We start from the raw sequence: 21,765 nt of genomic DNA, 5'->3' as shown, positions 1-21,765 counted from the left end.
GAGCACGGATTTACATCGGTGTACTACATCGGTGTAGAAAGGATGCCCGGGGCCCTCGAGACCCGTCAAGAGGTCAGTGACTGCCGAGGGTGGATTCGCGGGTGTGCAGCGCGTACGGTGCTGCGATCTCCTGATGCTCGGAGTCGTCGCCGGCCATCCGCTGGACGAGCAGCTCGACCGCGGTGCGGGCGATCTGCGCGCGGCCCGGATCGACCGTGGTCAGGCTTGGCGTGCTGTAGCTGGCCTCGTCGATGTTGTCGAAGCCGGCCACCGCGACATCGTCGGGGACCCGGATGCCGTGCTGCGACAGCACTCGGAGCGCACCGAGCGCCAGGGTGTCGTTCAGCGCGAGTATGGCGTCGAACTTCAGCCCGGACGCGAGCAGTTGCTCGGTCGCCCTGGCCCCGGTCGAGCGGTGCCACCGTCCGGCGGTGAAGGCGAGCTCGAGGGGGACCGGCAGCCCGTGTTCGGTCAGGGCCTCGGCGTACGCGTCGTACCGGATCGCGGCGGTACCGACCTTCTCGCCCGGGTGGACGCCGAGCACCGCGATCCGGCGGCGGCCGATCGCCAGCAGGTGCTCGACCGCGGCCTTGGTGGCCGGGATGTTGTCGATCATCACGTGGTCGACCGGGCTGTGAAAGATCCGCTCGCCGAGCAGGACCATCGGCGTGTTCGACTTCAGCTGACCGATGTCCTCCTGGCCGAGACCGAGCGGGCTGTACAGCAGGCCGTCCACCAGATGACCGCGCGGCCGGCTGAGGACGGTCAGCTCGCGGTCGCGGTCCGCGCCGGTCTGCTCGATCATCACGGTCAGCCCGTGCTCGTCGGCCGCCACGATGACCTGGTCCGCGAGCTCACCGAAGTACGGCAGGCTGAGCTCCGGGACCGCGAGCCCGATGATGCCGGTCCGGCCGGACTTCAGGTTCCGCGCGGAGATGTTCATCCGGTAGCCGAGCGCTTCGATCGCCGCGAGCACCTTGGTCCGGGTCTCCTCGCGGATGTACGGGTACCCGTTCATCACGTTCGAGACGGTCTTCGGCGACACGCCGGCCGCGCGCGCGACGTCACGCATCGTCACCGCCATGGCTGTCTCCCCGTCATGGGCGCCACGGTAGTGCACAGGCTCCGGAGCCGGTCAGCCCTCGGCGCCGCGCGTCGGCTGCTGTGCCTCGGTGTCCTGCGACGACTGCTGCGCCTGCGGGTTGTGCGGCGGACGGCGTGGCGGGTTCGGCTGTGGGCCCAAGGACTGGCTGCCCGGATGCTCCGGCACGTCGGGCTCGTCGGTGTCGCTCAACTCGACACCTTCCTCCCGCAGCACGTCCTCGACCGCGGGATCCAGCTCATGCCCTGGATGCGGCAAACCTGGCCTGTCGAAACTCATCGCGTCACCCTCCCAGTCAAACGTTGCTCCCACCCACGATACGGCCCACCCCGCAGCCAGGAGTGATCGGTCAGCGGTCGGACACCAGGCGGCGGCGCTGGGTCAGGTTGGTGAGGGACTGGGGTTGCCACACACCGTCGACCTGATAGGTGTCGGTGCCGGGCGCGACGATCTCGTCGATGCGGTCCAGGGTCTTGTCGTCCAGGGTCAGATCGGCGGCCGTGACGAGGCCCTCGAGCTGCTCCATCGTCCGCGGACCGGAGATCACGGACGTGACGGCCGGATGCGAGGTGACGAAGGCCAGCGCCAGTTCGGGCAGCGTCGTACCGATGCCGTCGGCAACCTCGACGAGTTGCTCCACGGCGTCGTACTTCGCCGCGTTCGCGGGCAGCGCCGGGTCGAAGCGGGCCGGCGCGAGCGCGGCGCGGGCGGATCCGTCGAGCGATCCGTTCCGGCGGATCTTCCCGGACAGGAAGCCGAACGCGAGCGGGCTGTAGGTCAGCACCCCCATCCCGAGCCGCCGGCAGGTCGGGAGCACCGAGCGTTCGATGCCGCGGGCAAGCATCGAGTACGGCGGCTGGTTCGTCCGGAACCGCCCGTACCCACGGTCGCCGGAGACGTGGTACGCCTCGACGATGTCCTCGGCCGGGAACGCCGAGCAGCCGAACGCGCGAATCTTGCCGGCGCTGACCAGATCGCTCAGCACCCAGAGCGTCTCCTCGATGTCCGTGGTGTGGTCCGGCCGGTGCACCTGGTACAGGTCGATCCAGTCGGTGCCGAGGCGGCGCAGGCTGTCGTCGACCGCGCGGGTGATCCAGCGGCGCGAGTTGCCGCTCCGGTTCCGTCCCTCGGTCAGCGGGAAGTGCACCTTGGTCGCCAGTACGACGTCGTCGCGGCGGTCCTTGAGCGCCTTGCCGACGATCTCCTCGGACTCGCCCGCGGAGTACATGTCCGCGGTGTCGACGAAGTTGATGCCCCGGTCCAGCGCGGCGTGGATGATCCGGATGCAGTCGTCGTGGTCCGGGTTCCCGACCGCGCCGAACATCATCGCGCCGAGACAGTGCGTACTGACCTCGATCCCGGTGGCACCCAGTGTCCGGTAACGCATGAAAGCCCCTCTCGCTCAGTGCCGCCAAGCTATTTCCTAGAGCGCGGTCTAGGTCAAGTCTGACTTGACCTTGGTCAAGCAGGCGGTCCGTAGGGTGGGGCTGTGGAGATTGCGGAGTTGTGGAACGCGGAGCCAGGGTGGTTGAACACGGCGTCGTACGGGCTGCCGCCGCGGCCTGCCTGGGAGGCGTTGCAGGCGGCGCTGGGGGACTGGCGGGTCGGTGCGACGAGCTGGGAGCCGTGGGACGAGTCGACGACGCGGGCGCGGGAGTCGTTCGCGCGGCTGATCGGGGCGGCGGCCGCGGACGTGTTCGTCGGCAGCACGGTGTCCGCGGCGGTGGCGCCGATCGCCGCCGCGCTGCCGGACGGCGCGAAGGTACTCACCGATGACGTGGAGTTCACGTCGAACGTCTTCCCGTGGCAGGTGCACGCCGACCGCGGCGTCCAGGTGGTCGGAGTGCCGTCGGCCGAGCTGGTCGACGCGATCACGCCGGGGGTCGACGTGGTCGCGGTGAGTGCGGTGCAGTCGTCGACCGGTGAGGTTCTGGACCTCCCCGCGGTAGTTGCTGCCAGCAAGCAGATTGGCGCGCTCGTGGTGCTCGACGCCACCCAGGCGGTCGGCTGGCATCCGATCGCGGTCGACGGTGTCGATGCGCTGATCGCCCACAGCTACAAGTGGATGATGTCCCCGCGCGGCGCCACCTTCGGGTACCTGTCGCCCCGGTTGCAGGAGCTGTGCCGTCCGTCGGCCGCCGGTTGGTACGCAGCCCGCGACGTGCACGGTTCCTACTACGGTCCCGTGATGGAGCTCGATCCCGGGGCGCGGAGGTTCGACCAGTCGCCGGCGTGGTTCAGTTTCGTCGGCGCCGCGCCCGCACTGGAGCTGATCGAGGAGATCGGCGTCGGCACGATCAACCAGCACAACCTCGCGCTCGCGAACGAGTTCCGCGACGGCCTCGGCCTGCCCCCGTCGAACAGCGCCATCGTCAGTACGAACCTCCCGGGCGCACAGGAGGCGTTCGCCGCAGCGGGGATCCGGGCCGCCGTACGCGACGGCAAGCTGCGCGCGTCGTTCCACATCTACACGACACGTACCGACGTCCACCAGGCACTCTCCGCGCTCAAACCGCTGATCTAATCCCGAGCTACAGTGCCGATATGGGTGGACTGAGCATCGGGCAGGTGGCCGAGCGGACCGGGTTGAGCGTGCACGCGTTGCGGTTCTACGAACGCGAAGGGCTGCTCGCCGATCCGGTACGGCGGGAGTCGAACGGGCGGCGCGTGTACTCCGAGGACGACGTCGACTGGCTGAACATGTGCATCAAGTTCCGCTCGTCGGGGATGCCGCTCGACACCATCCGCAAGTACACGGACCTGGTCCGGCAGGGGCCCGGCAACGAGGCGGACCGGCTGGCGCTGCTCAAGAGCCACCAGGACCACGTGAGTCAGCAGATCGCCGACCTCAACGAGTGCCTGAACGTGATCACCTGGAAAGTCGGCATCTATCAGGAGCACGTCGACGCCGGCACCGCCGACTGCCTGTGGACGGCGCCACCCGCCCAGGCAGCCAGCGAAGCGTCCTGAGCCCCGCCCCCTCGCTTCGCTCGGGGGGAGGAGGAGTCATCACCGCAGCGCAGACTCCATCGCCGCCAGCGTCTTGCGCATGTTGCCGGCCAGTTCGTCGAGGCGGCCCTGGATGATCTCGGCCGCCCGGTCTGGGTGCTCGGCGACTCCCATCCGCAGCCCGCTCATGCCCGGACCGTGCGTGAAGCTCTGCCGGACGAGCGTCTCGGCGCCGCGGTCCTCCAGCTCGTACTCCCAGTGCGCGAGCGGGTGCTCCTCGTCCCCGTACACGTCCCAGCCGAACCGTTTCGGCTCCTCGAGGACGGTGACCTTGCAGATCACGTACGTCTCGAACCCGTTCGCGAACCGGTTCCGCGCCTCGAACCGGGCATCCTGCTCGAGCCAGGCGCCGTAGATGCACTCCGGGCTCCACTCGCCGTACCTGTCGATCGCGAAGATGCCGTCCCAGACCTGCTGGATCGGCAACGCAAGCCGCACCTCGACACCGATGCTCGCACCGGTCACTCCGTAGTCAGTCATGCCTGAGACATCGTAGGCCGCTCCTGAACCTCGACATTTACTCGATCGGCGCGGCTGTAGACGTTCAGGCTGCCGTTGCGGATGAAGCCCGCCAGGGTGAGACCGGACTCGGTGGCGAGGTCGATCGCGAGTGAGCTGGGGGCGGAGACGGCGCCGAGGACGGGGATGCCGGCCATCACGGCCTTCTGGGCGAGCTCGAAGGAGGTCCGGCCGGAGACGATCAGGATCAGGCCGCGCGCCGGGATGTGCCCGTTGAGCAGCGCCCAGCCGACGACCTTGTCGACCGCATTGTGGCGGCCGACGTCCTCGCGAACGACGAGAAGCTCGCCGGACGGCGTGAACAGCCCGGCCGCGTGCAGGCCGCCGGTGCGGTCGAAGACCTGCTGATGAGCGCGGAGCGCATCCGGGAGCGCGGCGAGCACGTCGTACGAGATGGCGACGTCGTCAGCAGCCGGTGAGTAGCGGGTCTTCGTTCGTACGGCATCCAGCGACGCCTTGCCGCAGACGCCGCAGGAGGACGTGGTGTAGAAGTTCCGCTCGACGCCGGTGACCGGTGCGGGTACGCCCGGCGCGAGGCCGACGTCGAGGACGTTGTACGTGTTGCGGCCCTCGTCGTCGCGGGAGTCGCAGTACCGGGCGTCGTGGATGTCGTCGGCGGAGCCGATCACGCCCTCGGTGTGCAGAAACCCGTGCGCGAGCTCGACGTCGTGCCCGGGCGTCCGCATCGTGACCGCGAGCGCCTTGCCGTCGACACGCAGCTCGAGCGGCTCCTCGACAGCGATCGAGTCCGGCCGCGACCGCTGGCCGTCCGGGCCGATCCGCACCACCGGCCGTCGCGCGATCAACCGCCCCACGGCGCGCTCCTTTCTGCAACCAGTGGCCCTCTCCCGCTCATGAGTGGGGTCCCGGGGTGATGGGGAGGAGGCGCGCGGCGATCGCTTCGGCGGGCCCGGGCGCTACGACCGCGAGGGCGTCGGCGGTTGCGGGGCCGCGGAGCATGGCGGCGCCGCCATGGCCGACCGGTACGGCACCTTGCGGGGTGAGGCGAACCGGGACGAGCCGCGTGCTGGTGGGGTGACACGGGATTCCGCCCGGTACGGCGATGTGCGCGAGCTCGGGCAACGGGAGTCCGCGCAGTCGGCTGATGGCCGCGACGCCGAGCGTGAGGAACGCGACGAGCGCCGCGAACGGATTGCCAGGCAGACCGAGCACCAGCCGTCCGTCGGGCAGCTGAGCGAGAGCCTGCGGATGCCCCGGACGGCAGGCGACCCCGTCGACGATCAGCTCGGCCCCGAGCGCGGTGAGCGCCGGCCGAAGGTGATCGGCAGGACCTGCCGCGGACGATCCGGACACCAGAACGAGCTCGCCCTGCGCCGCACTCAGCGCCGCGATCAACTCGTCCCGTGAATCTGGCAGATACTGATGGACGCCGTTGTGGGCACCGGCGCGGGTGATGAGCCCGGGCAGCATCGGCCCGATGGCGTCGCGGACGCGGCCGGAGGTGGACGGACCACGGTGGACCAGTTCGTCGCCAGTGATGAGGGCTGCGACCGTGGGCGGTGGAACGACCGTGAGGCGGTTGAGCCCGACGGTCGCGGCCAGTCCTAGTACGGCCGGACCGACGACGATGCCCGCCGCGAGCAGCTGATCGCCGGGGCGGCATTCCTCGCCCGTACGACGGATGTGCCGCCCTTCGTCCGACGGCCCTTCCAAACGATCACCGGCGACAACCGCGTCCTCGGACCGCACCACAGAGGTCGCGCCGGCCGGTACCGCAGCACCCGTCACGATGCCGGTCGCCTGACCGTCCTCGAGCACTCCAGGATCTGGCGCGCCCGCCTCCACGTGCCCGATCACCCGCCACGGGCCGGCGCCGCGGACCGCGTACCCGTCCATCGCGGATCGATCCACGGGCGGTACCGCGACCGGCGACACCAAGGGCGTACCCAAAACACACCCGTCGGCCTCGCTCAGCGCTCGCGAGACCACGGCCGGAGGCCGCGCGACCGCATGAGCCAGCCGGCGCGCAACATCCCACGCGACCGCATCTCCCCGCGACCGAAGGCCACGGCTGTCGGTAGGTGTGTGCCCTGGCCCGTCCTCCACAGGCACACCCTCCCCGACACACCCCGCCTTGTCGAACCGACCCTGCTCCGTCGAGGTGGGCTGGGCCCGATCCGGAGGCGCTTGGGTCATAGGGTTTGGAGTTTCTGGGCGGCGAGTGCTGCGGCCGGGTCGAGGTCAGTGGCGCCCGAGTTGGCGTGGCTGATCAGGGCCTTGGTCATCCGCGGATCCCAGGTCGCCTTGACGTGGTTCGCGATCGCGGTGGCCGCGTCCGCGGGGGCGCGGTGGGCGAACTGGGCCGCGATCTCGTTCACCAGCCGGACATGTGGCGGTACGCCGCCGCTCATCGATTGCCTCCGGCAACTACGGGCTCGCGGGTGGCGTCTTCGGCGCTCGGATGCGGTACGAGGTCGACCTGGACCGCGGTGACCTTGTACTCGGGGCAGTTGGTGGCCCAGTCCGAGTTGTCCGTGGTGACGACGTTCGCCCCGCTCACCGGGTGGTGGAACGTGGTGTAGCAGACGCCGACGGGCATCCGGTCGGAGATCTTCGCGCGCAACTCCGTCCGCCCGACCCGGCTCGACAGCGCCACCAGGTCCCCGTCGGTCACGCCGCGCACCTCCGCGTCGTGCGGATGGATCTCAAGCACGTCCTCCGCATGCCAGGCGACGTTCGCGGTCCGCCGGGTCTGCGCGCCGACGTTGTACTGCGAGAGGATCCGCCCGGTCGTCAGGATCAACGGGAACTTCCGCGTCGACCGCTCCGACGTCGGCACGTACACGGTCTCCATGAACCGTCCCTTGCCGCGGGTGAACTCGTCCTCGTGCATGATCGGCGTACCGGACGGGTGCTCCACGTTGCACGGCCACTGGATCGACCCGAGCTCGTCGAGCTTGGCGAACGAGACGCCGTTGAACGTCGGCGTGGTGATCGCGATCTCGTCCATGATCTGTGCGGCCGAGTCGTAGTGCATCGGGTAGCCCATCGCCTGCGCGATCTCGCAAACGATCTCCCACTCCTGCTTGCCGGTCTGCGGCGCCATGATCGGCCGCACCCGGTTGATCCGGCGCTCCGCGTTCGTGAACGTGCCGTCCTTCTCCAGGAACGAGGTCCCCGGCAACAGCACGTGCGCGAACTTCGCGGTCTCGTTGACGAACAGGTCCTGGACGACGAGCAGGTCCAGCGCGCCGAGGGCGGCGAAGACGTGCTGCGTGTTCGGGTCCGACTGGGCGATGTCCTCGCCCTGCACGAACAGCGCCCGGAACGATCCGTCGATCGCCGCGTCGAACATGTTCGGGATCCGCAGGCCGGGCTCGTTCAGGATCGGCGTACCCCAGAGGTGCTCGTAGATGCCGCGGACGTCGTCGTCGGAGACATGCCGGTACCCGGGCAGCTCGTGCGGGAACGAGCCCATGTCGCAGGATCCCTGCACGTTGTTCTGTCCGCGCATCGGGTTCACGCCGACGCCCGGCCGGCCGATGTTGCCGGTCGCCATCGCCAGGTTGGCCATGCCCATCACCATCGTGGAGCCCTGGCTGTGCTCGGTGACGCCGAGGCCGTAGTAGATCGCCGCGTTGCCGCCGGTGGCGTACAGCCGGGCCGCCTCGCGGATCTCTTCCGCCGGTACGCCGGAAATTTCCGCAACACTTTCCGGGCTGTTTTCCGGCTGGGCGATGAACGACTCCCAGGTCTCGAAGTCCTCACACCGGCTGTTCACGAACTCCCGGTCGACGAGGCCCTCGGTCACCACCACGTGCGCGAGCGCGTTGATGATCGCGACGTTCGTCCCCGGCCGGAGCTCCAGGTGGTGCGCCGCCTCGACGTGCGGCGAGCGGACCAGGTCGATCCGGCGCGGGTCGATCACGATCAGCTTGGCGCCCTGCCGGATCCGCTGCTTCATCCGGGACCCGAACACCGGGTGCGCGTCGGTCGGGTTCGACCCGATCACCAGGATCACGTCGGAGGCGTCGACGGAACGGAAATCCTGGGTTCCGGCCGATTCCCCGAAGGTCTGCTTCAGCCCGTACCCGGTCGGCGAGTGGCAGACCCGGGCGCAGGTGTCGACGTTGTTGTTTCCGAAACCGGCACGCACCAGTTTCTGGACCGCGTACACCTCTTCGTTCGTGGTCCGCGAGGACGTGATCGCGCCGATCGAGCCCTGACCGTGCTGCTGCTGGATCTCCAGCAGCCGGCGTGCGGTGAACGCGATCGCCTCGTCCCAGGACACCGTCTGCCAGTCGTCGGAAATCGTGTTCCGCACCATCGGCTCGAGCACCCGGTCCGGGTGGCTCGCGTACCCGAACGCGAACCGGCCCTTCACACACGAGTGCCCCTCGTTCGCCCCGCCGTTCTTGTACGGGACCATCCGGACCAGCTCGTCACCGCGCAGCTCGGCCTTGAACGAGCAGCCGACCCCGCAGTACGCGCACGTGGTGAGCACGGTCCGCGTCGGCATCCCGAGCTCGACGACGGTCTTCTCCTCGAGCGTCGCGGTCGGACAAGCCTGGACGCACGCCCCGCACGACACACAGTCGGAGTCGAAGAACGACCCACCAGCACCGGCCGCGACCTTCGACTCGAACCCGCGCCCCTCGATCGTGAGTGCAAAGGTTCCCTGTACTTCGTCACACGCGCGGACGCACCGCGAGCAGGCGATGCACTTGGACGCCTCGAAGTCGAAGTACGGGTTGGAGGTGTCGGTCGGCAGGTCCATGTGGTTCGCGCCGGCCTCGACGCCGGAGCCGTAGCGGACCTCGCGCAGCCCGGTGACACCGGCCATGTCCTGCAGTTCGCAGTCCCCGTTCGCGGAGCAGGTCAGGCAGTCGAGCGGGTGGTCGGAGATGTACAGCTCCATCACACCGCGGCGGAGCTTCCCGAGACGCTCGTTCTGCGTACGGACCACCATGCCGTCGGCGACCGGCGTCGTACAGGAGGCCGGAGTGCCTTTGACACCGTCGATCTCGACCACGCACAGCCGGCAGGAACCGAACGCCTCCAGGTTGTCGGTCGCACACAACTTCGGTACGTCGACGCCCGCTTCCTTCGCGGCCCGCATCACCGACGTACCGGGTGGCACTCTGAGGGTCACACCATCGATCGTGAGCGAGACGGTTGCGGCACCGGCGCGGGCCGGCGTACCGAAGTCTGGTTCCTTCAGGAGCGTCATACGGTGAAGTCCTCTCCGAAATGGCGGACGGCGCTGCGGACTGGCATCGGGGTGAGACCGCCCATCGCACACAGCGAGCCGTCGGTCATCAGTTCACACAGGTCCTCGAGGACCACGAGATTCTTGTCGCGTTCGGTCCCGGCCACGATCCGGTCGATCGTCTCGACCCCGCGGGTCGCGCCGACCCGGCACGGCGTGCACTTGCCGCACGACTCGGCGGCGCAGAACTCGAACGCGAACCGTGCCATCGAAGCCATGTTCACGCTCTCGTCGAACACCACGATCCCGCCGTGCCCGACCATCGCACCGGCCGCGGCGAACGCCTCGTAGTCCATCGGCAGGTCGAACTGCTCGACCGGCAGGTACGCACCGAGCGGCCCGCCGACCTGGACGGCGCGGACGGGGCGACCCGAGGACGTACCGCCGCCGAAGTCGTTCACCAGCTCGCCGAGCGAGATGCCGAACGCGGTCTCCACGATGCCGCCACGCGCCACGTTCCCGCCGAGCTGGAAGACGCTGGTCCCTCGCGAGCGCCCGGTCCCGTACGCCGTGTACGCCGCCGCGCCGTGCGCCAGGATCGTCGGAACCGTTGCCAACGACAACACATTGTTGACGATCGTCGGACGGCCGAAAAGCCCTTCCAGTGCAGGGATCGGGGGCTTGGCGCGGACCATGCCGCGCTTGCCCTCCAGGCTCTCCAGCATGGAGGTTTCCTCGCCGCAGATGTAGGCGCCGGCGCCGACGCGGACGTGCAGGTCGAAGCCGAACCCTGAGCCGAGGATGTCCGGCCCCAACCAGCCCACGCCGCGTGCATGCTCGATCGCCGCCTTGAGCGTGGCGACGGCGTCCGGGTACTCCGAGCGCAGATACACGTACCCTTCCGCGGCACCGACGGCGTACGCGGCGATAGTCATGCCCTCGATGAGCGTGAAGGGGTCGCCCTCGATGAGCATCCGGTCCGCGTACGTACCGGAGTCCCCCTCGTCCGCGTTGCAGCAGACGAACTTCAGGTCGGCGGCCGCGTTCAGTACGGTCCGCCACTTGATCCCGGTCGGGAAGCCGGCGCCACCACGCCCACGCAGCCCCGAGTCGACGACGGCCTCGACCACGTCATTCGGCTCCATGCTCAACGCTGCGCGAAGACCTGCGAGTCCGCCGTACGCCTCGTAGTCGTCAGTCGATTGGGGATCGACGACGCCGACCCGCGCAAACGTCAACCGCTGCTGGCGTTTCATCCACGGCAATTCCTCGACCAGCCCGAGCCCGAGTCCGTCGCTGCCGCCTTCGCCTCGCAGCATCCCGGCCGCGATCAGCCCGTCCACGTCCTCGGGTGCGACCGGCCCGTACCCGACGCGCCCGGCAGCCGTCTCCACCTCCACCAACGGCTCGAGCCACAACATCCCGCGAGACCCGGTCCGTACGACCTCGACCCCGGCTGCACTGATCCGCTCGGCAACCTCATCCGCCCCCACAGACCGAGCAGCAGAGTCGACCGGCACATACACACGCGTAGGCGCGGCGGAAGTGCTGGACGAAGTCGGCCGCGCGGAAGGGGTGTAGGGAGTGGTCATCGGGTCTCTCCGAGGAGGGCGTCCAGGCGGGTGGGGGTTACGCGGCCGTGGAGTTTGCCGGCGACTTGGACCGTCGGGCCGAGGGCGCAGTTGCCGAAGCAGTAGATCTCTTCGAGAGTGATGCGGCCGTCGGGCGTCGTCTCGCCGAACGGACAACCGATGGACTGTTTCGCATGCTCGGCGAGCTCGACCGCGCCGACCGCGCGGCAGGCCTCGGCCTGGCAGATCGCCACCGTCGTACGTCCAGGCGCCGCACGCCGGAAGTCCTTGTAGAACGTGACCACGCCGTGCACCTCGGCGACCGCGATGTTCAGGACATCGGCGATCACCGCGACGTCCGGCTGATCGACGTACCCGAGCTCCTCCTGCACCGCGTGCAAGATCGGTATCAGGGCGCCCCGCAGACCGCGGAGTTCCTCGGTGATCTCCCGCACGCGCTGCGCACGGGCAGGGGCAACAGCCACGACCTCACTCGTCATGTATACAACATTCCGTCGCCAATCCCGCCCAGTCAAAGCAACGCTACCTATCACCTAATAGCCACCACCTATCAACAACCCCACAGCCTCACCCCCGCGCCCACCACCGGCCCCACCCCCGAGCCGACCGACCCCACCCCGCGCCCACCGCCGGCCGCACCCCGAGTCGACCGAACCCACCCCGACCCACCGCGCCCGCACCCGGCCCCACCGCGCCCGCACCCGGCCCCACCGCGCCCGCACCCGGCCCCACCGCGCCCGCACCCGGCGCCACCGCGCCCATCCCTGGCCCCACCGACTCCATCCCCGAACCCCCCCAAGCCCCCCGGAGCCCACCGCCGGCCCATCCCGAGCCGACCGCGCCCACCCCGCGCCCATCGGCCCACCCCCGAGCCGACCGACCCCACCCCGACCCCACCACGCCCATCCCCGGCCCCACCGACTCCATCCCGAGCCCCCCAAGCCCACCACCGGCACCCGTGCCCTCTCGATTGCGGCGAGTCGTGGTGTTTGGCTGGACCCTGGATCGCCGAGTCGTGGATCGAGGCTGCAGCGGGGCGCATTTCGCCGCCAAACTCCACGACTCGACAAAGCGTGGGTAACTGCCGCACGGCGGGTCGACAGGTCGAGGGCCGGCAGGGCGCACACCCACAGTTGCGCTCGAAACAGATGCGCTGGAAGGGGTGGATATCCGCTGCTCTTGGGGGTTCTTCGTTCGCACACCAGTAGAGAACCCTCAACGCGAGGGGATAACCGGTCTGTCGGTCATGCGGTGGGAGGGGCGGGGTGGGGCGGGGGGCGGGGGGGGCTTGAGGGGGACGGCGGGCTGGCTCGGGTCTGGTGAGCTGCTGCTCGACAGGACGTGTCGGGCTGGTGGGTAGTGCACCTGAGCGTGACTGTGCATTTTGCGTACGGTGTCTCGAGGTGCTCTACCTGTCGAACTGGCACGAGAAGCCACCGCGGCGCGGCGTGCGGACCTGCGCGCACGAGAGGTCAACCCCCTGAGCTGGGCATGCGGTCAGGGTGGTTAGGGGTGGGGCGGGTTGGTTTGGGGGGTTGGTGGGGAATAGAGGGCTGTGGGGTGGTTGGTGGTGTAGGCCCAGTAGCGGTCGCCGTGGGACCAGTGCCACCACTCGGTGGGGTAGTTGACCAGGCCGGCGGCGGTGAGTACGTCGGCGAGCAGGGCGCGGTTTGTTCGGGCCTCGCGGGAGATGCTGGTGGCGGCGAAGAAGCAGGCGCCGTCGCTCTGCTCGGGGGTGGCGTCGATCGGCGTACCGAGGTCGAGCGGGCCGTGCGCGCCGATCAGCGTCAGGTCGACCGCCGCGCCGGCGACGTGCGGGGCGACCTCGATCGGTGACACGAACCGGCTGGCCAGTACGCGGACATCGGGTTCCGCGATGCCGGGGTGCAGCCGCTCGAGCTCGGCGCAGTACCCGTCGTAGATCTCCTGCTGGCTCTCGACCGGACGCAGCCCCTCGACGATGTGCAGCCGGACACCGACGGGCAGGAACGCGTCCGCCAGCGCGAGCCGATCGGCCACACCTTCACGAGCGAACTGCCGCCCGGTCGTCAACAGGTCCCGTGTGCACAGGTCGACCAGCGGCTCGCCGTTCTCGATCGCGGGGATGCTGGTGATCCGGTCGTCGCTGAGCAGTACGGTCATCCGCGCGCCATCGCCGTACGGATCAGGGTGTCGACGACCTCGGCGTACGAGAGGCCGGCCGCCGCCCACATCCGCGGGAACTGCGACGCGGGCGTGAATCCCGGGAACGTGTTGATCTCGTTCACCACCGGCTCGCCGTCGCGCGGTACGAAGAAGTCCACGCGCGCCAGTCCCGCGCAGCCGAGGACCTCGAAGACCTGGATCGCGGTATTGCTCAGCCGTACGGCCAGCTCCGGATCGATCGGTGCCGGTACGTCGAACCGCGTCGAACTGCTGCCGTACTTCGCGGTGGAGTTGAAGAACGGCTGCGCCGGGTCGGGATGAATCTCCAGCGCCGGCGCCGTCTCGACCCGCCCGTCCGGGAATTCCAGCACCGCAAGGTCGATCTCGCGGCCGAGCATCTCGCGTTCGACCAGGACCTGCGGATCGAGCGCGGCGGCTTCCGCGACCGCAGCGAGGAGCGACGAAAGGTTTGTCGCGCGGGTGACGCCGAAGCTCGAACCGCCGTTCGCCGGCTTCACGAACAGCGGGAAGTCCAGACCAGTCACCTTCAGCTGCTGCAGCATCGCTTCGGTGTCGGTCAGTTCGGTGCCGCGTAACGTGACGCCGGGTGTGACCGGGATGCCGTGCGCCTTCAGGATCGCTTTGGTCAGGTGTTTGTCCAGCCCGACGGCGCTGGCCGCGACGCCGCTTCCGACGTACGGGATGTGCAGCTGCTCGAAGAACCCTTGCAGGCTGCCGTCCTCGCCGCCCTCGCCGTGCAGGGCCGGGATCGTGACGTCGCACGCCTGCAGGATCTCGATCGCCTCGTGCTGCCCGTCCTGCCAGTTGCCCGCAGCATCGATCACCAGCGGAATCGCTGTGTGGCCGAGAAGCTCGACCGCCTTGACGATTCCCTTGCCGCTGGCAACCGATACCTGGTGCTCCGGGCTGGCGCCACCCATCACGACTGCGACCTTCATCGTTCGCTCTCCTCATAACGGCGCGGCACCCTGCTGCCGATGCCGCAGTAGATTTCGTGGGGGATCGTCCCGGCCCAGTCCGCCCAGTCGGCGGCGGTCGGTTCGCCGGCCGTACCGTCGCCGAAGATCGTGACCGGTGCGCCCGGTTCGACCGCGCGGTCGCCCGCGTCGACGACGAACTGGTCCATCGCGATGCGTCCGATGATCGGCATCCGTACGCCGTGGCACTGCACGCCCGCGTGCTGGGCGGCGACCCGCGGTACACCGTCGGCGTACCCGAGCGGGACCAGGCCGATCGTGGTGTCCCGGTCGGCGACGAAGTCGTGCCCGTACGAAACCCCTTCGCCCGCACGGATCCGGCGTACTTGGGTCAGCTTGCTCACCAGCCGCATCGCGGGGCGCAGCCCGATACCCAGCTCGTCGATCCCGTACAGACCGGCTCCGATCCGGGCCAGGTCGGTGTCGGGTGCGTCGAGGGTGAGTACGCCGGCGGAGTTGGTGAGATGTACGACGCTGGGACGGAGCCCGGCCCGCCGCGCGAGACTCACCCCGGTCCGCAGGAGCTGGAGTTGCCGCGTGCTCTGGACGGCGTCGGCGGAGCTGCCGTGTGAGAGATGCGACCAGATCCCGCGGACCGTGACGGCGCCGAGCGCCTCGTAGTGCGCCGCCGTTCGGGTGAGTTCGATCCACTGGTCAGGTGCACTGCCGGACCGGTGCAAACCGGTGTCCAGCTTGAGGTGCACGTAGTGGACGGACGGGGTGGAGACGACGCGTTGGAGTTCGGCGACGGTCGAGACGCTGACGTCCACGTCGACATCGCCGAGCAGCATCAGTTCCGCGGCGTCGTACAGCCAGGCCAGGATCGGTACGCGCAGGCCGGCCGCGCGTAACTGGAGCGCTTCGTCGGCGTGCGCGACGCCGAGCCAGGTCGCGCCGGCCTCCAGGGCCGCGCGGGCGACCGGTACGGCGCCGTGGCCGAACGCGTCCGCCTTGACGACCGCCATCACCTGCTGCGGAATACGTTCTTGGAATTTCCGAACGTTGTCGCGGACGGCCGACAGGTCGACGACCGCCTCCGACAGACCGGCGATCCCACGTGTCTCCGGGCGGTGGTGGGACTGGACGAGGTACATACCAGTCATTGTTGTTTCCGGCAACGATCGCGGTCATCGGAGCGCAGAACGATGTGCTCCGGCGACGTCTACGACCATGGTATGACGGCCCTCATCCAGTCGAATGAGATCGCCCGCATCGTCGAACTATCCGCGTGAGCCGAGTTATTCGGTGCCGAGGACGAAGGTCTGGATGGCGACCACGGCGGCGCCGCGGGCCCATTCGCCGAAGTCGGCGGGCTGCAGCACCATCGGGAGCTCGGCGGCCGACGGGTGCCGGTCCGCGTGCAGTCCGGCGAGCAGGTCCTCGTGGGCGACCTCGGCGAGCCGAACGCCTTCACCGCCGAGGACGACGAGCTCCGGCGTGGTGAAGTTCATCGACGCCGCGATCAGCTTGCCGAGGGCGCGACCGGCGCGGCCGACCACCTCCCGCGCGGCCGGATCACCCTTGGCAGCGAGGTCGAGCGCCTCGTCGTACTCGACCGGCCGCCCGAGCGCCGTACCGACCTGGTCCGTGATCGCCCGGACCGTCAGCAGACTGATCGCGCAGCCGCGGTGCCCGCGGTCGCAGAGCGGGCCGTCCGGGAGCAACGGGTGGTGGCCGATCAGGCCGAGCGTGACGTCCGGGCTGTCGACCACCCGGTTGTGGACCACCAGCCCGTACCCGACGCCGGCGCCGATCGTGAGCAGGACGAAGCGGTCCGAGTTCCGGCCGGCGCCGAACCAGTGGGTGGCCTCGACCAGCGAGGTCAGGTCGTTGGTGATCACGGTCGGGACGCTCGTGTGCGCGGCGAGCAGCTCGCCGAACGGTACGTCGACCCAGTTCAGGTAGGGCGCCCAGCGGACCTCGGTACGGTTCGCGACCCGACCGCCGAGCGAGACCCCGAGCCCGCTGATCGGCGTACCACGAGGGACCTGTACCGCCAGCTCGTCGGTGAGCTCGAGCACCAGATCGGCGACCGCGGACGGCGTCGGGTCGGTGATCGGGCGCTCGATGCTTGCGAGTACGTCGGCGCGCAGCGTCGTGAGGACGCCGATCGCGGAGTCGGCCGTGAGCTTGATCCCGACGAAATGATGGGCGTTGGAGTCGAGGTCGAGCGGCTGCGACGGGCGGCCGACGCGGGCATCCGTGGGACCGCCCTCGACCTCGACGAGTAGGCCGGACTCGACCATCGGCTTCGTCAACCGGGTCAGGCTGCCGGGCGACAGCCCCACGCGACGGGACAGCTCGGCACGCGACAACGGCCCGTCCAGCAGGATCTCCAACGCCACCTGCCGCGAGGGCCCCGCCAACGGCTGCCACCCACCCATGACGCCAGATTACGCGTTACCCGGGCTTGTGACGCCGGGACGTGACCCGGTCCGCGGTACTGGCCGCACAAGTCCCGGCGCCAGGCTCACCTCGCAGTATGCAACGGATCGCCACCACCCGGACCAGGACAACGGTGTCAGATTTGCTCAGTGCGGGAGCTTGCGGGTGTCGATGAGCTGCTGCGCGACGTCCCGCAACTTGGTGTTGGTGTCCTGCGAGTAGCGCTTCAGGATCGCGAACGCACGATCGCCGTCCACGTCGAAGCGTTCCATCAGGATGCCCATCGCCTGGCCGACCAGCTTCCGCGCGTCGACCGCCTGCGCCATCGTCTCCTCGTGCCGCGCGGACGCCACCGCGACCGACGCGTGCTGCGCGAGGATCTGCGCGATCTCCTCGTCGTCGGTCGTGAACGCGTCCGGCTCCGAGCTGTACAGCCCGAGGACGCCGACCGTACGTCGCGCTGCGTCACCGGTCGCGAGCGGTACGTCGAGAACGCTCCGGATCCCGAGCTCGGCGACCTTGACGCCGAGGTCCGGCCAGCGGTCGTCCGTACCGGTGTCGCCGATCAGGACCGTACTGCGGTCCCGCAGCGCAGTGATGAGTGGACCACTCTCCGTGCTGATCTGCAGCTCGTAGAACGTGGTCACGACCGGGTCGGTCACGGCAGCGATCTCTGCCTGCGAACCGCGGGTGTACAGCGCCACGCCGGCGTACGTGCAACTCAGCGCCTGCTGGGCGAACTGCACAACAGCATCGATCGTCTCATCGACGCCAGGCGCATCGTGCAGCTCGATCGCCAGCCGCGCGAACGTGTCCGCCGGTTTGTCGAGATCGGGCTCGGTCACTGGAATCTCCAGGGCATGGACTGCAGTAGGGCACGCACATCATGCAGCCCAACCGCGCCCGAGTGGTAGCCGACCCAGGAAACCAACATCCCGAGGTTCACAGACTAGAGTTCGGGGTATGGCGGACGTGGCTGGTCTGTTGGGTGGGCGGACCGACTGGCGGCGGGAGTTCGCGGCGCCGTTGCGGGCGTTCCTGCGGACCGAGGCGGGGAGTTCAGGTGTTCTGGCGGCGGCGATCGTCGTCGCGCTGGTCTGGGCGAACGTGGCCCCGGGGCTGTACGACGACGTCTGGCGGACCGATCTGTCGATCGCGCTCGGCCACGACGAGCTGAGCCTGGATCTGCGCGAGTGGATCAACAGCGGGCTGATGACGCTGTTCTTCCTGGTCGTCGGGCTGGAGGCGCGGCGGGAGTTCGACCTCGGGGACCTGCGGGACCGGACCCGGTTCGTGCTGCCGATGCTCGCCGGGATCGCGGGGATGATCGCGCCGGTGCTGATCTACCTGGCGTTCAACGCCGGCGGATCGGGGGCGCACGGGTGGGGCGTCGCGATGTCGACGGACACAGCACTCGCGCTCGGTCTGCTCGCGCTGGTCGGCCGGGGCGTACCGGACCGGGTGCGGGTGTTCCTGCTGACCGTGTTCGTGGTGGACGATCTGCTCGCGCTGGTCGTGATCGCGGTCGTGTACAGCGAGGACGTCGAGCTGATGCCGCTGGTGCCGGCGATCGTCGCGTTCGTCCTGGTCCTGGTGCTATCGGTGCTCCGGGTCCGCAAGGCCTGGATCTACGTCTTCCTCGGCGTACTGATGTGGGCCGCGCTCCTGAAGAGCGGCGTCGACCCGGTCGTCGCCGGTCTCGCGATCGGGCTGACCGCGCCGGCGTACTCGCCCGGTCGGGAGGAGCTCGAGGAGGCGACCGGGCTGTTCCGGCTGTTCCGCGAGCAGCCGACGCCTGAGCTGGCGCGCTCCGCGACCGTCGGCCTGACCACCACGATCTCGCCGAACGAACGCCTCCAGTACCTGTACCACCCGTGGACGAGCTACCTGATCGTCCCGCTCTTCGGCCTCGCGAACGCCGGCGTCGCGATCGACGGGAAGTTCCTGGCGCACGCGTTCACGTCGCCGATCACGCTCGGCATCCTGCTCGGGTACGTGGTCGGCAAGCCGTTGGCGGTGACCACGGTGTCCTGGCTGCTCGAACGCCTCAGCGGCGGCCGGATCCGCCCGGGCGTGGGCTGGGCCGCGGTCCTCGGCAGCGGGACGATCGCCGGCATCGGCTTCACCGTCTCGTTGCTGATTGCAACCATCGCGTTCGACGGTACGCAGCTGGCCGAGGCGAAGGTCGGTCTGCTGTCCGCGGTGATCGTGGCCTCGGCCATCACCTGGGTGGTGTTCCGCGCGGCCAAGCTGCTCTCGCCGGCGAAGAAGGCGATGGCGCTGCTCGGCGACGCGGAGCAACTCGTTGACCTGACCGACCCGGTCGATCCGGAGCGTGACCACATCCGCGGTCCGCACACGGCGTCGGTGACGCTGGTCGAGTACGGCGACTTCGAGTGCCCGTACTGCGGATTGGCCGAGCCGGTGGTCCGCGACCTGCTGCACGACGACGACCTGCGCTACGTCTGGCGGCACCTGCCGCTGTCCGACGTCCACCCGCAGGCGCAGATTGCGGCCGAGGTCGCGGAGGCGGCAGCCGCCCAGGGAGCGTTCTGGGAGATGCACGACCTGCTGCTCGCGAACCAGCAGGACCTGGAGCCGAAGGACCTGATCGGCTACGCGGAGCAGCTCGGCCTGGACACCGATCGGGTGCACGACGAGGTGAAGCGGCACGTCGCGGCGGCCCGGGTCGCGCAGGACGTCGAGTCGGCGGACACCAGCGGCGTGTCCGGTACGCCGACCTTCTTCGTGAACGGGCAGCGCCACTACGGGGCGTACGACGTCGAGACGCTCAAGCAGGCGATCAAGGTGGCGCGGGCGCGGGCCAAGATCACCCGTGGCTGAATCTTGATGTACTAGGGCATTCCTGCCACTGTTGCCGTACCGGCTCGAACCCTGACGCTGGTGGCTCCCCGATCCTGAAGGAGCACCAGATGAAGACCTCCGCCGTACTGCGGACCGCTGCCGCCGCACCGGACGCCGCCGTGGCGCACTTCGCCGGCCGGTTGTCGTTCGAGGTGGACGCGGCCGACGTCGCCGCGGACATCGGCGCCGGCGCGACCGGCTGGGTGCTGATCGACAGCCGCAGCCAGGCGAGCTGGGACCAGGGTCACCTGCCCGGTGCGATCCACCTGCCGCATCCCGACATCACGGAGCAGACGGCCGCGGAGGTCGTACCGCCCGGCTCCACAGTGGTGACGTACTGCTGGGGTCCCGGGTGCAACGGCGCGACGCAGGCCGCGCTGGGGTTTGCCAAGCTGGGATACCCGGTGAAGGAGATGATCGGCGGGTTCGAGTACTGGGTGCGTGAAGGCGGCCCGATCGAGACCGCGGACGGCGTCGAGCGCCGCGAGTCCGACCCGCTGGTGGCGCCTCGCGGTGTGGCGTGCGCGTGCTGAAACCCCTGTGAATGTTGAGGTTTTACACAGATTAAACTCGCGGTGCTGAAACGCTGACTCTCTGTAGGTTAGGCTCGTAGGGACCTGCGACGTGAGGAGACGGTGTGACCGATCAGCCGACGTACGACACCGGGCTGGTCGCGCACGGGATCGACACCACCAGACCCAGCGTCGCCCGGGTCTACGACTATTTCCTCGGTGGCAAGGACAACTACGAGGCCGACCGGGAGCTGTACCGGCAGATCATGAAGATCGCGCCGGAGGCCCCGGAGTGGGCGCGCGCCAACCGGCGCTGGCTCAAGGACGTCGTCACCTGGCTGGCCGAGGACCGCGGCGTCCGGCGCTTCATCGACGCGGGCTCCGGGCTGCCGACCGCGGAGAACACCCACCAGATCGCCCAGCGGGTGAAGCCGGCCTCTGAGGTCGTGTACGTCGACAACGACCCGTCGGTGGTCGCGCACGGGCGGGCGCTGCTGCTCGACAACGACCGGACGCGCTTCGTCGCGGCCGACCTGACGAAGCCGGCCGACGTGCTCGCCGACCCGGCGATCAGGCAGCTGCTGGCTCCCGGCGAGCCGGTCGCGCTGGTGATGGCGCTGATGCTGCACCACATCGCCGACTACGAGCAGACCCGCGAGATCGCCCGGGAGTACGTCGACGCGCTGCCGCCCGGGTCCTTCCTGGCGATCACGCACGCCTGCAACCCGGGGGACGGCGGTCCCGTCGACGTGCTGGTGACCGAGCTGGCCGACAAGGTCAGACACGCGTTCCCGACGCTGGCGTTCCGGACCGTCGAGGAGATCTCGTCGCTGTTCGGTGAGATGGAGATCCTCGAGCCGGGCGTCGTGCGTCTGGTCGACTGGCACGTGCCCGGCGGCCGGCCCGAGGAAGAACCCGAGGCCGGGGTCCGCGACGCCATCTACGGCGGCGTCGGACGTAAGCGTTAGAGGTTGGCCAGGTAGTCGGCGTTGCCGCGGATGGCGGCTTCGTAGCGCTTGATCTCGGCGGAGTCGACCTTGTCCGCGATCACCAGCAGCAGCGTCGCGAGCGCCTTGTCGTGCTGTCCGGCGGCGTGCAGCGTGAGCGCCTTGAAGACCCGGAGCGAGTCCGATTCCGGGTACTCCGCGCAGGCCTTCTTGAACAGCGCGAGCGACTCGTCGAACCGGTCCAGGTTGCGCAGCGTGCTGCCGTACTGCAGGAGGCACTTGCGCCGCGTCTCCCCGCTCAGCCCGGGCAGCGCACGCTCGTAATAGCCGATCGCCTTCTCCTCGAGCCCGGCGGTGTCGTACGACCCGCCGACCTCGTACAGCACGTACGGGTTGTCCGGGTGCTCGCTCAGCAGCTTCTCGAAGAAGGCGATCGTCGGCCCCATGTTCGCCCGATCCCGCCGCGCGAACCCTTCCTCGATCGTCGCAGCGAGCTCCGGCGTCAGTTCGGTTGTCACACC

21 protein-coding genes are annotated in these 21,765 nt (G+C 69.2%); 5 read left to right on the top strand and 16 right to left on the bottom strand.

Going from position 1 to position 21,765, the window contains the following annotated elements:
* Positions 1–73: 73 nt before the first annotated feature.
* The 3 genes from ACGFI6_RS30425 to ACGFI6_RS30415 form a co-directional block, all read right to left on the bottom strand.
* Positions 74–1,084, bottom strand: a complete 1,011-nt coding sequence (locus ACGFI6_RS30425; RefSeq protein ID WP_393124565.1) for a LacI family DNA-binding transcriptional regulator — start codon at positions 1,082–1,084, stop codon at positions 74–76.
* A gap of 51 nt (positions 1,085–1,135) precedes the next feature.
* A complete protein-coding gene (locus ACGFI6_RS30420) occupies positions 1,136–1,381 on the bottom strand; it encodes a hypothetical protein (protein WP_393124564.1) in 246 nt (81 codons plus the stop codon).
* Between the two features lie 70 nt (positions 1,382–1,451).
* Positions 1,452–2,489 (bottom strand): aldo/keto reductase, encoded by a 1,038-nt coding sequence (locus ACGFI6_RS30415; protein WP_393124562.1) that lies wholly within the window; start codon positions 2,487–2,489, stop codon positions 1,452–1,454.
* Between the two features lie 102 nt (positions 2,490–2,591).
* On the opposite strand from ACGFI6_RS30415, the gene ACGFI6_RS30410 reads away from it, so the two are divergent.
* Positions 2,592–3,626, top strand: a complete 1,035-nt coding sequence (locus tag ACGFI6_RS30410) for an aminotransferase class V-fold PLP-dependent enzyme (protein ID WP_393124560.1) — start codon at positions 2,592–2,594, stop codon at positions 3,624–3,626.
* 20 nt (positions 3,627–3,646) lie between these two features.
* Positions 3,647–4,072 (top strand): MerR family transcriptional regulator, encoded by a 426-nt coding sequence (locus ACGFI6_RS30405; protein ID WP_393124558.1) that lies wholly within the window; start codon positions 3,647–3,649, stop codon positions 4,070–4,072.
* 39 nt (positions 4,073–4,111) lie between these two features.
* On the opposite strand, the gene ACGFI6_RS30400 is transcribed toward ACGFI6_RS30405, so the two are convergent.
* The 12 genes from ACGFI6_RS30400 to ACGFI6_RS30345 all read right to left on the bottom strand — a co-directional run bounded on the left by ACGFI6_RS30400 (position 4,112) and on the right by ACGFI6_RS30345 (position 17,765).
* Positions 4,112–4,591: an SRPBCC family protein gene (locus ACGFI6_RS30400; RefSeq protein ID WP_393124556.1), complete on the bottom strand. Its 480-nt coding sequence runs from the start codon at positions 4,589–4,591 to the stop codon at positions 4,112–4,114.
* Positions 4,588–5,445 carry a formate dehydrogenase accessory sulfurtransferase FdhD gene (gene fdhD / locus ACGFI6_RS30395; protein ID WP_393124554.1) on the bottom strand — a complete coding sequence of 286 codons (858 nt, stop codon included), beginning with the start codon at positions 5,443–5,445 and terminating at the stop codon, positions 4,588–4,590. The genes ACGFI6_RS30400 and fdhD overlap by 4 nt, the downstream gene beginning before the upstream one ends.
* Before the next feature lie 37 nt (positions 5,446–5,482).
* Positions 5,483–6,787, bottom strand: coding sequence for a molybdopterin molybdotransferase MoeA (locus tag ACGFI6_RS30390; RefSeq protein ID WP_393124552.1), 1,305 nt, complete (start codon positions 6,785–6,787; stop codon positions 5,483–5,485).
* Complete coding sequence (locus ACGFI6_RS30385; protein WP_393124550.1) at positions 6,784–7,002, bottom strand: formate dehydrogenase subunit delta; 219 nt, start codon at positions 7,000–7,002, stop codon at positions 6,784–6,786. The genes ACGFI6_RS30390 and ACGFI6_RS30385 overlap by 4 nt, the downstream gene beginning before the upstream one ends.
* On the bottom strand, positions 6,999–9,821 hold the full coding sequence (fdhF, locus tag ACGFI6_RS30380; RefSeq protein WP_393124548.1) for a formate dehydrogenase subunit alpha: 2,823 nt from the start codon (positions 9,819–9,821) through the stop codon (positions 6,999–7,001). Before fdhF ends, ACGFI6_RS30385 begins: the two co-directional genes overlap by 4 nt.
* A complete protein-coding gene (locus tag ACGFI6_RS30375; protein WP_393124546.1) occupies positions 9,818–11,293 on the bottom strand; it encodes an NADH-ubiquinone oxidoreductase-F iron-sulfur binding region domain-containing protein in 1,476 nt (491 codons plus the stop codon). Before ACGFI6_RS30375 ends, fdhF begins: the two co-directional genes overlap by 4 nt.
* A 95-nt stretch (positions 11,294–11,388) precedes the next feature.
* Complete coding sequence (locus tag ACGFI6_RS30370) at positions 11,389–11,871, bottom strand: NAD(P)H-dependent oxidoreductase subunit E (protein ID WP_393124544.1); 483 nt, start codon at positions 11,869–11,871, stop codon at positions 11,389–11,391.
* Positions 11,872–12,898: 1,027 nt separating this feature from the next.
* Positions 12,899–13,534 (bottom strand): M15 family metallopeptidase, encoded by a 636-nt coding sequence (locus tag ACGFI6_RS30365; RefSeq protein WP_393124542.1) that lies wholly within the window; start codon positions 13,532–13,534, stop codon positions 12,899–12,901.
* Positions 13,531–14,496, bottom strand: a complete 966-nt coding sequence (locus ACGFI6_RS30360) for a D-alanine--D-alanine ligase (RefSeq protein ID WP_393124540.1) — start codon at positions 14,494–14,496, stop codon at positions 13,531–13,533. Before ACGFI6_RS30360 ends, ACGFI6_RS30365 begins: the two co-directional genes overlap by 4 nt.
* Positions 14,493–15,629 (bottom strand): alanine racemase, encoded by a 1,137-nt coding sequence (alr, locus tag ACGFI6_RS30355; RefSeq protein ID WP_393124538.1) that lies wholly within the window; start codon positions 15,627–15,629, stop codon positions 14,493–14,495. Before alr ends, ACGFI6_RS30360 begins: the two co-directional genes overlap by 4 nt.
* Before the next feature lie 144 nt (positions 15,630–15,773).
* Positions 15,774–16,919, bottom strand: a complete 1,146-nt coding sequence (locus ACGFI6_RS30350; RefSeq protein WP_393124536.1) for an ROK family protein — start codon at positions 16,917–16,919, stop codon at positions 15,774–15,776.
* A 147-nt stretch (positions 16,920–17,066) separates the two neighbouring features.
* Positions 17,067–17,765: a GAF and ANTAR domain-containing protein gene (locus tag ACGFI6_RS30345; RefSeq protein WP_393124534.1), complete on the bottom strand. Its 699-nt coding sequence runs from the start codon at positions 17,763–17,765 to the stop codon at positions 17,067–17,069.
* Between the two features lie 118 nt (positions 17,766–17,883).
* Here ACGFI6_RS30345 and nhaA point away from each other — a divergent pair, with 118 nt between their 5' ends.
* From nhaA to ACGFI6_RS30330, 3 genes are all read left to right on the top strand, one after another.
* Positions 17,884–19,764, top strand: a complete 1,881-nt coding sequence (gene nhaA, locus ACGFI6_RS30340; RefSeq protein WP_393124532.1) for a Na+/H+ antiporter NhaA — start codon at positions 17,884–17,886, stop codon at positions 19,762–19,764.
* A gap of 89 nt (positions 19,765–19,853) precedes the next feature.
* Positions 19,854–20,318 carry a rhodanese-like domain-containing protein gene (locus tag ACGFI6_RS30335; protein WP_393124530.1) on the top strand — a complete coding sequence of 155 codons (465 nt, stop codon included), beginning with the start codon at positions 19,854–19,856 and terminating at the stop codon, positions 20,316–20,318.
* Positions 20,319–20,422: 104 nt separating this feature from the next.
* Positions 20,423–21,265: an SAM-dependent methyltransferase gene (locus ACGFI6_RS30330; protein WP_393124529.1), complete on the top strand. Its 843-nt coding sequence runs from the start codon at positions 20,423–20,425 to the stop codon at positions 21,263–21,265.
* On the opposite strand, the gene ACGFI6_RS30325 is transcribed toward ACGFI6_RS30330, so the two are convergent.
* On the bottom strand, positions 21,262–21,762 hold the full coding sequence (locus tag ACGFI6_RS30325; protein WP_393124527.1) for a tetratricopeptide repeat protein: 501 nt from the start codon (positions 21,760–21,762) through the stop codon (positions 21,262–21,264). The two genes, ACGFI6_RS30330 and ACGFI6_RS30325, sit on opposite strands and share 4 nt — an antisense overlap.
* Positions 21,763–21,765: the final 3 nt, after the last annotated feature.

The organism is Kribbella sp. NPDC048928 (genome assembly GCF_043197975.1).
In the GTDB taxonomy this organism is placed as follows: Bacteria; Actinomycetota; Actinomycetes; order Propionibacteriales; family Kribbellaceae; genus Kribbella.
This window is presented reverse-complemented; position numbering and strand designations above follow the sequence as displayed.